This is a genomic window from Lentisalinibacter salinarum (assembly GCF_040706555.1).
GTDB lineage: Bacteria > Pseudomonadota > Gammaproteobacteria > Steroidobacterales > Woeseiaceae > Lentisalinibacter > Lentisalinibacter salinarum.
In genome coordinates, this window is sequence record NZ_JAPDRH010000002.1 from 512,592 (window position 1) to 524,801 (window position 12,210).

At 68.8% G+C, this 12,210-nt stretch carries 12 protein-coding genes; 6 read left to right on the plus strand and 6 right to left on the minus strand.

Annotation, left to right across the window (positions count from 1 at the left end):
- The first annotated feature begins 17 nt into the window (after positions 1–17).
- Complete coding sequence (locus tag ACJMKZ_RS05410; protein WP_405232172.1) at positions 18–1,247, plus strand: multifunctional CCA addition/repair protein; 1,230 nt, start codon at positions 18–20, stop codon at positions 1,245–1,247.
- A 48-nt stretch (positions 1,248–1,295) separates the two neighbouring features.
- Here ACJMKZ_RS05410 and ACJMKZ_RS05415 read toward each other — a convergent pair whose 3' ends face one another.
- Positions 1,296–2,093, minus strand: a complete 798-nt coding sequence (locus ACJMKZ_RS05415; RefSeq protein ID WP_405232173.1) for an undecaprenyl-diphosphate phosphatase — start codon at positions 2,091–2,093, stop codon at positions 1,296–1,298.
- Between the two features lie 46 nt (positions 2,094–2,139).
- Positions 2,140–3,363: a class I SAM-dependent methyltransferase gene (locus ACJMKZ_RS05420; RefSeq protein WP_405232174.1), complete on the minus strand. Its 1,224-nt coding sequence runs from the start codon at positions 3,361–3,363 to the stop codon at positions 2,140–2,142.
- A 71-nt stretch (positions 3,364–3,434) separates the two neighbouring features.
- On the opposite strand from ACJMKZ_RS05420, the gene ACJMKZ_RS05425 reads away from it, so the two are divergent.
- Positions 3,435–4,199, plus strand: a complete 765-nt coding sequence (locus ACJMKZ_RS05425) for a pteridine reductase (RefSeq protein WP_405232175.1) — start codon at positions 3,435–3,437, stop codon at positions 4,197–4,199.
- 19 nt (positions 4,200–4,218) lie between these two features.
- Here ACJMKZ_RS05425 and ACJMKZ_RS05430 read toward each other — a convergent pair whose 3' ends face one another.
- The 4 genes from ACJMKZ_RS05430 to tsaD all read right to left on the minus strand — a co-directional run bounded on the left by ACJMKZ_RS05430 (position 4,219) and on the right by tsaD (position 7,552).
- A complete protein-coding gene (locus ACJMKZ_RS05430) occupies positions 4,219–5,568 on the minus strand; it encodes a S41 family peptidase (protein ID WP_405232176.1) in 1,350 nt (449 codons plus the stop codon).
- 82 nt (positions 5,569–5,650) lie between these two features.
- Positions 5,651–6,151 (minus strand): 2-amino-4-hydroxy-6-hydroxymethyldihydropteridine diphosphokinase, encoded by a 501-nt coding sequence (folK, locus tag ACJMKZ_RS05435; protein WP_405232177.1) that lies wholly within the window; start codon positions 6,149–6,151, stop codon positions 5,651–5,653.
- Between the two features lies 1 nt (position 6,152).
- Positions 6,153–6,512: a dihydroneopterin aldolase gene (gene folB / locus ACJMKZ_RS05440; protein ID WP_405232178.1), complete on the minus strand. Its 360-nt coding sequence runs from the start codon at positions 6,510–6,512 to the stop codon at positions 6,153–6,155.
- Positions 6,513–6,523: 11 nt separating this feature from the next.
- Complete coding sequence (gene tsaD / locus ACJMKZ_RS05445) at positions 6,524–7,552, minus strand: tRNA (adenosine(37)-N6)-threonylcarbamoyltransferase complex transferase subunit TsaD (protein ID WP_405232179.1); 1,029 nt, start codon at positions 7,550–7,552, stop codon at positions 6,524–6,526.
- A 190-nt stretch (positions 7,553–7,742) separates the two neighbouring features.
- On the opposite strand from tsaD, the gene rpsU reads away from it, so the two are divergent.
- The 4 genes from rpsU (at position 7,743) to rpoD (ending at position 12,203) form a co-directional block, all read left to right on the plus strand.
- Positions 7,743–7,958: a 30S ribosomal protein S21 gene (gene rpsU, locus ACJMKZ_RS05450; protein ID WP_405227569.1), complete on the plus strand. Its 216-nt coding sequence runs from the start codon at positions 7,743–7,745 to the stop codon at positions 7,956–7,958.
- A 79-nt stretch (positions 7,959–8,037) separates the two neighbouring features.
- Positions 8,038–8,484, plus strand: coding sequence for a GatB/YqeY domain-containing protein (locus ACJMKZ_RS05455; protein WP_405232180.1), 447 nt, complete (start codon positions 8,038–8,040; stop codon positions 8,482–8,484).
- Positions 8,485–8,568: 84 nt separating this feature from the next.
- Positions 8,569–10,347 (plus strand): DNA primase, encoded by a 1,779-nt coding sequence (gene dnaG, locus ACJMKZ_RS05460; protein ID WP_405232181.1) that lies wholly within the window; start codon positions 8,569–8,571, stop codon positions 10,345–10,347.
- Positions 10,348–10,385: 38 nt separating this feature from the next.
- The gene (rpoD, locus tag ACJMKZ_RS05465) at positions 10,386–12,203 is read left to right on the plus strand and encodes an RNA polymerase sigma factor RpoD (protein WP_405232182.1); all 1,818 of its coding nucleotides are present in this window, start codon (positions 10,386–10,388) and stop codon (positions 12,201–12,203) included.
- Positions 12,204–12,210: the final 7 nt, after the last annotated feature.

Below are 12,210 nucleotides of genomic sequence, written 5' to 3' on the forward strand. Positions count from 1 at the left end.
CACGTTAGAATGCGGCGATGAAAGTCTACCTTGTCGGCGGGGCGGTCCGTGATCGCCTGCTCGGGCTGCCGGTCAGGGAGCGGGACTGGGTCGTCGTCGGCGCCACGCCGGCCGAAATGATCGATCAGGGCTATCGCCAGGTCGGCAAGGACTTCCCGGTATTCCTGCACCCGGAGACGGGCGAGGAGTACGCGCTGGCCCGCAGCGAGCGCAAGTCCGGTCACGGCTATCACGGTTTCGAGTTCGACACCTCGCCGCACGTTACGCTGGAAGACGATCTCCGGCGCCGCGACCTCACCGTCAACGCCATCGCCGAGGCGCCCGATGGCGCGATCATCGACCCCTATGGCGGCCGCCGCGACCTGGAGGAGCGCATACTCCGGCACGTCTCCCCGGCGTTCTCCGAGGACCCGCTGCGGGTACTCCGTGCCGCGCGCTTTACTGCCCGTTTCTCGGACCTGGGTTTCACCCTCGCCGGCGAGACCCTCGGCCTGATGGCGGAGCTCGCACAGTCCGGCGAGCTGGAGCATCTCACTCCCGAACGGGTCTGGCAGGAGACGGCCAACGCCCTCGAGGGGCCGCGCCCCGCCGTCTATTTCCACGTCCTCTACGTCTGCGGCGCCCTGGCCGTCCTGTTCCCCGAGGTGGATGCCCTGTTCGGCGTGCCCCAGCCCGAGGAATGGCACCCCGAGGTCGACACCGGCCTGCACACCCTGCTGGTGCTGGAGCAGGCCGCCCGGCTGTCGCCGTCGCTGGCGGTGCGCTTCGCCGCCCTCACCCACGACCTGGGCAAGGGCGAGACCCCCGAATCGGAATGGCCGCGGCACCGGGGACACGAACGGCGCAGCGTGCGCCTGCTCGGACGCCTTTGCGAACGCCTGCCCGTGCCGAAGGCCTGCCGCGACGTCGCCCTGCTGGTGGCGGAGTATCACGGGCTCTGCCACCGCGCGACCGAACTCAGGCCGTCGACGGTGATGAAGCTGCTGGAGGCCGCGGATGCCTTCCGGCGGCCGGAACGCTTCGAGGAATTCCTGCTCGCCTGCGAGGCCGACGCCCGCGGGCGCACCGGTCTCGAGGATCGCCCCTACCCCCAGGCCGACCGGCTGCGCCGGGCCCGACAGGTCGCCGCCGCGGTCTCGGCCGACGACGTGGCCGGCGAGAATCTCGAGGGACCCGCCATCGGCCGGGCCATCCGGGAAGCCCGTATCGACGCCCTGCGCGGAGCGCTGCCCCGCGACGCCGGCTAGCGTACGCCGACAACGCGCCGACGGCGCGCCGGCGCTAGTGACAGGACACTAGACCACCAGCCAGAGAATCACCGCCGCCAGCACCAGCCGGTACACGGCGAACGGCCACATGCCGATGCGTTCGATGAAGCCGAGGAACAGCCGTATCGCGAGATAGGCGGTAACGGCGGAGATGGCGGTGGCGCCGGCCAGGATGTCCCAGCGAACCGGGTCGGTGGACTCGATCAGGTTCCAGGTCTCCAGACCGGTCGCCGCCAGGATGGCGGGCACCGACAGCAGAAAGGAGAAGCGCGCCGCCGCGCTGCGGGTCAGTCCCAGCGCCATCGCGGCGGTCATGGTGATGCCCGAGCGCGACGTCCCGGGTATTAGCGCGAGCACCTGCGCCAGCCCGACCAGCAGGGCATCGCCGAGCCGCAGGGAGTCCTCCGATCGGCGTTGGGCGCCGAACGCATCCGCGAGCCACAGTGCGACGCCGAAGCCGCCCGTGGCCGCCGCGATGACGAGCGCAGAGCGCAGGTTCGCCTCGATCCAGTCGTGCCCGACGAAGCCTACCAGGCCCAGCGGCAGCGTACCCACGATCACCGCCCACGCCAGCCGGGACTCCGGCGACGGGCCGCGCCCGCCGACCTGACGGAACCAGCCGCCGGCCATCGCCAGCAGGTCGCGGCGGAAGTAGATCAGCACGGCGGCCAGCGTGCCGAAGTGCACGGCCACGTCGAAAGCGAGGCCCTGGTCCTGCCAGCCGGCGAGCACCGGCACCAGCACCAGATGACCCGAACTGGAGATGGGGAGGAACTCGGTCAGCCCCTGCAGGAGGGCGAGGACGACCGACTGCCACCAGGTCACGGCAGGGGACTCGGCAACGGACTCGGCAACGGACTCGGCAACGAACTCAAAGGGTGCGCCTGAGATCGCCGAGGGCGAAGCCCCTCGCTCGCAACGCTTGCCCGGGTTGCAACGGACGCCGGTCCGCCGCCCGGCTGAAGCCCATGAATCTGAATGCCTCGCCCATCTCGCCGGGGAGCGTAAGGGTTTTGACCTCGGCAGACAACGACAGCCGCTGCCGCTCGTCGAGGGTGTCCAGCCCGGCCAGTTCGGCCTCCAGTCCCGCCGCGATCAGGAAGTGAGCCTGGGTCGTATAACCGACCAGGTCGAGGCCGGCCGCCAAGCCCGCCTCTGCCAGGGCCGTAAAATCGACCCACGCGGTCAGGTCCTGCAGGCCCGGCCAGAGCAGGGCGTCCTCGTGGGCGCGGTGACGGTAGTGGCAGCGGAACGTGCCGCCGCTGCGCTCGGGCGCGTAATACTCGGATTCACTGAAGCCGTAATCGGCGAGCAACAGGAAGCCCTCGCCGAGCGCCGCGGCCACGTCGCCCATCCAGCCGGCGAGACCAAGGGAGAGTTCGGAGACGTAACCGGGCGCCAGGCGCCTGCCGAGCCGCGCCTCCACGGCGGCCACCGCGCCGGCCAGCGTCGGCGACGCAGGCGCCCAGCCCAGCGCGAGGCCAGCCGGCGTCTCCGTCACCACGGCCCGGCTCACGCCCTCCGGCTCGCGGCGGAAACGCTCCACCGGCAAGGCGTCGACGACCTCGTTGCCCACGATCACCCCGCGCAGCGGCTCGGCGGGCAGCCCTTCCAGCCAGTGCACCCGCTCGAGCTGCCCCGGCACACGCTCGGCGATCGTCTCGCGCTGCCGGGCCCGGAGATCCGCGCTCACCTCGAGGATCCGATAGCGCTCCGGCAGGGCGTCCGCCGCGGCGAGCGAGGCCAGGATCTCCGCCGCCATCACACCGCTGCCGGCGCCCAGCTCCAGGATGTCGCCGCCGTCCACCGCTGCGAGCATCTCGGCGAGCTGCCGCGCCAGCACCCGGGAGAATAGCGGGCTCACTTCCGGCGCGGTGACGAAGTCCCCGCCCGGACCGAACTTCCGAGCGCCGGCCGAGTAATAGCCCAGCCCCGGCGCGTAGAGGACCAGATTCATGTAGTCCGCAAAGCCCAGCGCGCCGCCGGCCGCACGGATGCGCTCTCGCACCAGCGCCTCGAGGCGGGCGGAGTGGGCCCGGGCGTCGGGTCCTGGCGCCGGCAGCGCTTCCGTTCTCTCGCCCCGGACTTGCATCATCCCCGGCGAATCCGTATGACTGCCGGAGCCGAAACACAGGCTCGGCGACGGGCGGACGGAAGGCGGCCGGCATGGGCGAAAACGACAGTCACAAGAATCTCGACTCCCGCTGGGTACTGATAACCGGCGGCGCGAAACGCATCGGCGCGGAGATCGCGCGCACGCTGCACGGGGCCGGAGCGAACGTCGCCGTGCATTATCGCAGCTCCGCCGGGCCCGCCGAAGCGCTGGTATCCGAACTCGATTCCGCACGGCCCGGTTCGGCGGCCGCCTTCGCCGCGGACCTGCTCGACGACGATGCCCGCGACTCGCTGGTGCAGCGGGTCGTGGAGCGCACCGGGCGTCTGGACGTGCTGGTGAACAACGCCTCCACGTTCTATCCGACGCCGGTCGGTACCATCACGCGGGAGCACTGGGACGACCTCCTGGGCACCAACCTGAAGGCACCGCTCTTCCTGTCCCAGGCGGCGGCGCCGCACCTGCGGAAGACCGGCGGCGTGATCATCAACCTCGTGGATATCCACGCGCGCCGGCCGCTGCGCGATCATCCGGTCTACGGGCCCGCCAAGGCGGGGCTCGCCATGCTGACCCGCTCGCTGGCCAAGGACCTCGGCCCGGAAATCCGGGTCAACGGCGTCTCGCCGGGCGCCATCCTGTGGCCGGAGGACGAGGACATGAAGGAGTCGGTGAAAGAGAACATCATCGGCCAGACGGCGCTGAAGCGCACCGGCTCGCCGGCCGACATCGCCGGCTGCGTCCTCTACCTGGTGCGCGACGCCACCTACGTCACGGGCCAGATCATCGCCGTCGACGGCGGCCGCAGCCTCGGCTGGTAGCCGCCAGAGTCACCCGCGGTCAGTACACCCCGTTGAGGTTCCGCCACGGCGGGCTGCGGTCCTCCGGCAGCACCTGTCTCGCAGCGTCCGCCGTCTTCTGCAGCGTCGCCGGCGCCGGGCAGGCACCGTTCTCCACGTATGCGAGCGACGTCGTCAGCGACGGATCATTGTCGCCGCCCACCGGGAAGTCGAGGTCGTCCGGCGCCGGGCAATCGACCGGCAGCCCGCCGAAGTAGTCGCCCTCGCCCAGCCCGTTCACCGTCTTGAAGGCCACCGGGCGCAGGATGAAGTCGCAATCCTCCAGCACCTCGGCCGTCTGCCCCACGGGCTTGCCGAAGGTACGATCGCCGACGATGACGACCTCCGCCTCGGGGAACAGGCCGTTGATCACGAGTTCGCTCGCCGACGCGGTGCTGCGCGAGGCGATGACGATCAGGCGCGACAGGTTCAGCGAGGACGCCAGCCGCTCGAACAGCTCGATGTCGTTGCGGGCGGCGTTCTGCGCGTTGAAAAGCGTCTCCGAGAACACGTCGCCCTCGGCGATGAAGCCGCCCAGGTAGTCGCCGAGCAGCTCCGCCGTGCGCACCAGGCCGCCGCCGTTGTAACGCAGGTCCAGCACCAGGTCGGCCACGTCCCGGCCGGCAAACTCGGTGAAGGCCTCGGCCAGCGGTCCGGCGGGTCCCTCGGCCGTGCTGATGAACTGGGCGAATTCCAGGTAGCCCACCGGGCCGCCCGGCGTGTCGATCACCCGCCACTGGGGCACCGGGTCGATGGTGACCACGCCTTTGCTCACGACCACGTCGAAGGTGCTTCCGTCCAGGCGTTCGATGCCGAACTGGATGGTGTCCGGGGTGAAAATGTCGGCGATCTCGCCGGCTGCCTGGATCTCCGCGATGGTGCGGCCGTCGACGGTGCGGATGTACTGACCGCGGGCGAAACCCGCATCCGCCGCGGGGCTGTCGGAGAACACGCGCACGAAACGGACCTCGTCCGACTCTCCGTCGCCGTCCGTGTCGATGAAACGCGTGCTGAAGCCGAAGCCTTCGTACTGACCCTCGCCGAAGAAGGCGGAATCCGCTGAGGCGGTATCGATGTAGCTGAAGCGGTCGAGCGGCTGGTCCGCCACCAGGAAGTCCAGCAGCTCCTCGGGTGTGGCGTACTGGTCGATGTCCACGGTCGGGGGCAGGTCTTCGACCCAGAAATAGATGTCACGCATCCGCGCCAGCACGAACTCCTTCTGCGCGGTAGCGCTGCAGTCGGTTGTCCCGGTCGGCGGCGGCGTGGTGCCGCCGCCTCCGCCGCCCCCGCCGCAGGCGGCGGTCGCCAGCGCGGCAGCCATCATGATCCCGACGGTTTTGAGTCTCTTCATCCCTGTCGCCTCTCTCGCCCGTATGCCGTATCGGACCCTCGTCCCACCCAATCTATCCCGGCTGGCGCCGATTTTCGAGACCTCAGACCCGGGCCTCGACGTCGACGTCCTCGACGGTGAGCCGGCGGCCGCCGTTGTCGAAGGCCTCCCAGAGTTCGGCGACACGGCGCCCGTCCACCGGGTGGACGAGATCGGGGGCGAGCTCCGCCAGCGGACCGAGCACGAAATCGTACTTGAGCACGTCCTCCCGGGGCAGCGTCAGCGGCGGACCAGCGGTCACGAGGTCGTCGTAGAGCAGCAGGTCCAGATCCAGCGTCCGCGGCCCGAAGCGCTCTCCGTCCCGGCGCCGGCCGGCCAATTCGTGGATCTCCTCCAGCTCGGCGACCACGGCTTCCGGGTCGGCCTGCGTATCGAAAGCCGCCACCAGGTTGAGGAAGTCCTGCCCGTCGAAGCCCACCGGCGGATTGCGGTACACGGAGGAGAGCTCCAGGCCGCCGAAGCGCCGCTCGAGTTCGCCGCAGGCAAGGCGAAGGTTCTCCTCGGGCCGCACGTTGCTGCCGACGCTGACGAATACCCGCGCCATCTCAGTCCGGCCTCACGCCGCGCTCGATGCGCACGCCCACGTCCCGGGAACCGCGGATCGCGCCGGGCTTGTTCACCGTGACCCGAACCCAGGGCACCTCGAATTCCCCCAGGACGATCTCGGCGATGCGCTCGGCCATGGTCTCGACCAGCTGGAACTCCGACGCCTCGACGTAGGCGATGAGCCGCTTCGCCACTCTCTTGTAATTGAGCGTATCGTCGATGCTGTCCGTCGCGGCCGCGCGGGCGATGTCCGCGGCCATCTCCAGATCGATGCTCACCGTCTGGCGGATGCGCCGCTCCCAGTCCCAGATGCCCACCACGGTGTCGATGCGCAGGTCGCGCAGGAAGATGATATCCATGAGTTCTCCGCTCAGGCGGCCACGGCCGGCAGTTCCTCCAGCGACCAGCGGGCCCGCGCCAGGATGCGGGGCTCGTCGCCGGATTGTGCCAGCCGGAGCGCACCGGCCAGCGCGATCATCGCGCCGTTGTCCGTACAGAACATCGGACGCGGAAAGTACAGGCGGCCGCCGCGGGCGGAGACGTCCGCCACCAGGCATTCGCGCAGCCGCCGGTTGGCGCCCACACCGCCCGCCACCACCAGACGGCTGCGCCCGGTCGTCTCCAGCGCCCGGCGGCACTTGATGGCCAGGGTCTCCACGACCGCGGCCTCGAACGACGCGGCCATGTCGGCCCGGGCGCCCTCTTCCCAGGAGCCGGCCTCGCGCAGGCGCCGGGCCTCGACCAGCACCGCGGTCTTCAGGCCCGAGAAGCTGAAATCCAGCCCCGGCCGCCGCGTGAGCGGACGGGGGAATGCGAAGGCGTCCGGATCTCCCCGCTCGGCCAGCGCCGCCAGCGCGGGGCCGCCCGGATAGCCGAGCTCCAGCAGTTTCGCGGTCTTGTCGAAGGCCTCCCCGGCCGCATCGTCCAGCGTCGTGCCGAGCACCGTGTAGCGGCCGATGCCGGCCACATCCACCAGCAGGGTGTGGCCGCCGGACACCAGCAGCGCGACGAACGGGAACTCCGGCGGCTCCGGCTCCAGCAGCGGCGCCAGCAGGTGCGCCTCCATATGATGCACGGGCACGGCGGGCAGGCCGGCGGCGGTGGCATAGCTGGCGGCGAAGGTCGCGCCCACCATCAGCGCGCCGATCAGGCCGGGGCCAGCAGTATAGGCGATCCCGTCCAGGTCGCCGGCCTCCATGCCCGCGTCGGCCATCACCTCTTCCACCAGCGGCACCAGGCGCCTGGAGTGGTCCCGGGAAGCCAGTTCGGGCACCACGCCGCCGTAGCGCGCGTGCAGGTCCACCTGGCTGTGGAGACGATGCTCCAGGAGCCCGGCCTCGGTGTCGTACAGGGCCACCCCGGTCTCGTCGCAGCTCGTTTCGATGCCCAGTACCAGCATAGCGGGCGGATAATACCCCAGGAAACGGACAAAAGGCTTTTGCATTCGCCGGGGAGCAGTCGTAAAATTAGCGGTCTTTGTCCGCTGCGGCGGATTTGTCCAACGAATTGTCCAACCAAGTGTCCGAGCGCCCCGCCGGCCCGATGCCGTGCGCCAGGCTCGACTCGAGAGCAGATAGACCGGGAAACCTATGCCGAGCGTTAAAGTCAGAGAGAACGAATATTTCGACGCCGCCCTGCGGCGTTTCAAGCGCGCCTGCGAGAAGGCCGGCGTTCTGACGGAACTGCGTCGCCGCGAGTTCTACGAGAAGCCCACCCAAGAGCGCAAGCGCAAGAAGGCGGCCGCCGTGAAGCGCCACATGAAGCGGATCTCCCGCGAGCAGAACCGCCGCAAGCGGCTGTACTGAGCGCCGCCGCCCCGGCCATCCGGGTTATGGGGCCTTACGAGGCCATGGATAACCGAGGGTAACCGAGGGCCACCGAACCATGAACCTGAAAGACCGGATCACGGCCGACATGAAAGCGGCCATGAAGGCGGGCGAAAAGGACCGCCTCGGCGTGATCCGCATGACGCTCGCAGCCGTGAAACAGCGTGAGGTGGACGAGCGCAAGGAAATCACGGACGCCGACGCGCTCGCCGTCATCGAGAAGATGGTGAAGCAGCGCAGGGAGTCGGTGAGCCAGTACGAGGCCGGCGGCCGCGCCGATCTCGCAGACAAAGAGAAATACGAGATCGGCGTGCTGTCGGAGTATCTCCCCGAGCCGCTCTCGGACGACGAACTCGCGGCACTCATCGACGCCGCCATCGCCGAGACCGGCGCCGGGTCGCTGCGCGACATGGGCAAGGTCATGGCCCGGATCAAGACCGAAGCCCAGGGGCGGGCCGACCTGGGCGCCGTCAGCGCCCAGGTCAAGGCGAGGCTCGCCGGCTGACCCCATCCGCGCCGCCTATTCGCGTCCGCGCCGCACGCCGGCTATCCTGTGCCGGGCACGCCGGAAGCTCCGGATGAGGGCATTATGAGCGGCCGCATCCCCCAGGAATTCATCGACGACCTGATCGCCCGCGCGGACATCGCCGAGGTGCTGGGTACCCGCATCCAGCTGAAGAAGGCCGGCCGCGAGTACAAGGCGTTGTGCCCCTTCCACGGCGAGAAGACGCCGTCTTTCACCGTCAGCCCGGACAAGGGCTTCTACCACTGCTTCGGCTGCGGCGCCCACGGCACCGCCATCGGTTTCCTGATGGAGCACGATCATCTCGGTTTCCCGGAAGCCATCGAGGAACTGGCCGGCCTGATGGGGCTGGAGGTACCTCGGGAGGCCGATTCCCGGCCCACGCGCAAGCTGGACCGGCTGCTGGAGCTGACCGCCGCCGTCGAGCAGTACTACGTCGATTGCCTGCGCGACAGCGACGAGGCCGTGGCCTATCTCAAGCAGCGCGGCATCGACGGCACCACCGCCCGGGCCTACCGCATCGGTTTCGCACCCGCGGGCTGGGATCACGTGCTGAAGCGCTTCGGCACCGACGACGAAGGCGTCGAGCGGCTGCACGCCGCCGGGCTGGTGATCCGGCGCGACAACGGCGGCTACTACGACCGCTTCCGCCATCGCGTCATGTTCCCCATCCGCGATTCACGAGGACGCACCATCGGCTTCGGCGGTCGGGTACTCGGCGACGAGGAACCCAAATACCTGAACTCGCCCGAGACGGTGCTGTTCCACAAGGGCCGGGAACTCTACGGCCTCTACGAGGCGAAAAAGCGCCTGCGCGACATCCAGCGTCTGGTGGTGGTGGAGGGCTACATGGACGTCGTCGCCCTCGCCCGCCACGGCGTCGGCTACGCGGTCGCCACCCTCGGCACGGCCACCACCGCGGATCACCTCTCGCGGCTGTTCCGGCTGACCGACGCCGTCTGCTTCTGCTTCGACGGCGACCGGGCCGGCCGCGCGGCCGCGTGGCGCGCCCTCGAGAACGCGCTGCCCCAGGTACGCGAGGGCCGCCAGATCTACTTCGCCTTCCTGCCGGAGGGCGAGGATCCGGACTCCCTCGTCAGCGGCCATGGCGGCGCGGCCTTCGAGGCGGTGCTGGACGACGGCATGCCGCTGTCGGACTTCCTGGTCGGCGAACTGGCCGGACAGGTCGACCTCGGGTCCGTGGACGGCCGCGCCCGGCTGGCCGAACTCGCACGACCGCTGGTGGCGAAGATCCCCGCCGGCATCTACCGGGAGCTGCTGCTCGAGCGCCTCGGCGAGACGGTGGGGCTGTCCGGCGAGCGGCTGGCCGGGATGATGGAGGTTCCCGAGGAGAAGAAGGCGGAGCCGCGGCGGCCGGCCCGGCCCCGCATCCAGACCGGCCGGCCCACCCTGGTACGGCGGGCCATCACGTTGCTGCTGCATCACCCGGCGACGGCCTCCTCCGTGGACGTGGAACGGCTGGCCGGCCTCGACCGCCCGGGCGCCGACCTGCTGGTGGAACTCCTTGAAACACTGCAGGCCGAACCTCATATGAATACCGCAGGCATCCTGGAACGCTGGCGGCATCGTCCCCACGGCCGGCACCTGGCAGCACTGGCCGCCGCCGAGACCCCCGGTCACGCGGATTTCGACGCGGCGGCCGAGCTCGAGGGCTGTGTCCGGCAACTCGTCCAGGCCGCCCGGCACGACCGGGTGGAATTCCTGCGGGAGAAAGGCCGGAGCGGTGAGCTCTCGGCCGAAGAGCGGGAGGAGCTGCGCCAGTTGCTCTCCCGACCCGCGCATCCGGCATCCGATGATGGAAATATCACGGAAAATTCAGTATAGTTAGCCGTTTGCCCAACCCACGCACAGAGGTTCTGTTTGTGAGCGAAAAACGCAACAGCGCGTCCGCGATCCCGAACGATAAGCAGTCTCAGCTCAAACTGTTGATCGCGCGGGGCAAGGAACAGGGTTATCTGACCTACGCGGAGGTCAACGATCACCTCCCGAATGACATCGTCGATCCGGAACAGATCGAGGATATCGTCAATATGATCAACGACATGGGCATCACGGTGCACGAGAAGGCGCCGGATGCCGAGTCCCTGCTGCTATCGGACGCCGCGGTCTCGAACGACGACGACGACACCGAGGAGGCGGCCGACGCGCTCGCCTCGGTCGACAGCGAGTTCGGCCGCACCACCGATCCCGTGCGCATGTACATGCGCGAGATGGGCACGGTGGAGCTCCTCACCCGGGAAGGCGAGATCCAGATCGCCAAGCGTATCGAGGAAGGCCTGGATCAGGTCAAAGCCTCGCTGTCGCACTTCCCGCCCAGCGTCCAGTTCATCCTGGACGTCTTCGCGGCGGTGCAGGACGGCAACGCGCGCATGCAGGACCTGGTGGTGGGCTTCATCGACCCGAACGAGCCGGACGAGATCCCGACGCCGGGTCAGCGCAGCGACGACGAGGAAGACCCCAACGCACCGCCCGACCCGGCGGACGTTGCCAAGCGCCTGAAGAAGCTCCAGAAGCTGCACATCAAGGTGATGACCGCGCTGGACAAGTACGGCAGCCGCGACAAGAAGACGAAGAAGGCCCGGGACGAGCTGACGGCCGAGCTGATGGAGCTGAAGCTCTCGCCGAAGCTGTTCGACTCGATGATCACCATCCTGCGCGACACGGTCCAGACGATCCGCTCCCAGGAGAGGGCCGTGATGCAGATCTGCGTCAAGCAGGCCGGAATGCCGCGCAAGGACTTCATCGCCAGCTTCCCGAAGAACGAGACCAACCTGAAGTGGGTGGAGAAGCACATCCGCGCCAAGCGCAAGCACTCCTCCACGCTGTCGAAACTGAAGGAAGACATCCTTCGCGCCCAGCGTAAGCTGGTGCAGGTGGAGGAGGAGACCGGGCTCTCGATCGCCCAGATCAAAGAGATCAACCGGGCCATGTCCATCGGCGAGGCCCGGGCGCGGCGGGCGAAGAAGGAGATGGTGGAGGCCAACCTGCGTCTGGTGATCTCCATCGCCAAGAAGTACACCAACCGGGGCCTGCAGTTCCTGGACCTGATCCAGGAGGGCAACATCGGCCTCATGAAGGCCGTGGACAAGTTCGAATACCGGCGCGGCTACAAGTTCTCGACCTACGCCACCTGGTGGATCCGGCAGGCCATCACCCGCTCCATCGCGGACCAGGCTCGCACCATCCGCATCCCGGTGCACATGATCGAGACCATCAACAAGCTGAACAGGATCTCCCGGCAGATGCTGCAGGAGATGGGCCGAGAACCGACGCCGGAGGAACTGGCCGAGCGCATGGAGATGCCCGAGGACAAGGTACGCAAGGTGCTGAAGATCGCCAAGGAGCCCATCTCCATGGAGACGCCCATCGGCGACGACGAGGACTCGCACCTCGGCGACTTCATCGAGGACCCGTCGGTGGAATCGCCGGTCGATTCGGCGACCTCGGAGGGCCTGAAAGAGACCACCCACGGCGTGCTGGCAGGGCTCACGCCGCGGGAGGCGAAGGTGCTGCGCATGCGCTTCGGCATCGACATGAACACCGATCACACCCTCGAGGAGGTCGGCAAGCAGTTCGACGTCACCCGTGAGCGCATCCGCCAGATAGAGGCGAAGGCGCTCAGGAAGCTGCGCCACCCGAGCCGCTCGGATCAGCTCAGGAGCTTCCTGATCGAGGACTGATCCGGCC

Excerpts from the sequence above, each read along its gene's own strand:
- rpsU (WP_405227569.1), top strand. The coding sequence starts at position 7,743 with ATGCCGAGCGTTAAAGTCAGAGAGAACGAATATTTCGACGCCGCCCTG.
- ACJMKZ_RS05430 (WP_405232176.1), bottom strand. The coding sequence starts at position 5,568 with ATGAAGAGACTCAAAACCGTCGGGATCATGATGGCTGCCGCGCTGGCG.
- dnaG (WP_405232181.1), top strand. The coding sequence starts at position 8,569 with ATGAGCGGCCGCATCCCCCAGGAATTCATCGACGACCTGATCGCCCGC.
- ACJMKZ_RS05410 (WP_405232172.1), top strand. The coding sequence starts at position 18 with ATGAAAGTCTACCTTGTCGGCGGGGCGGTCCGTGATCGCCTGCTCGGG.
- ACJMKZ_RS05455 (WP_405232180.1), top strand. The coding sequence starts at position 8,038 with ATGAACCTGAAAGACCGGATCACGGCCGACATGAAAGCGGCCATGAAG.
- ACJMKZ_RS05420 (WP_405232174.1), bottom strand. The coding sequence starts at position 3,363 with ATGATGCAAGTCCGGGGCGAGAGAACGGAAGCGCTGCCGGCGCCAGGA.
- folK (WP_405232177.1), bottom strand. The coding sequence starts at position 6,151 with ATGGCGCGGGTATTCGTCAGCGTCGGCAGCAACGTGCGGCCCGAGGAG.
- folB (WP_405232178.1), bottom strand. The coding sequence starts at position 6,512 with ATGGATATCATCTTCCTGCGCGACCTGCGCATCGACACCGTGGTGGGC.
- tsaD (WP_405232179.1), bottom strand. The coding sequence starts at position 7,552 with ATGCTGGTACTGGGCATCGAAACGAGCTGCGACGAGACCGGGGTGGCC.
- ACJMKZ_RS05425 (WP_405232175.1), top strand. The coding sequence starts at position 3,435 with ATGGGCGAAAACGACAGTCACAAGAATCTCGACTCCCGCTGGGTACTG.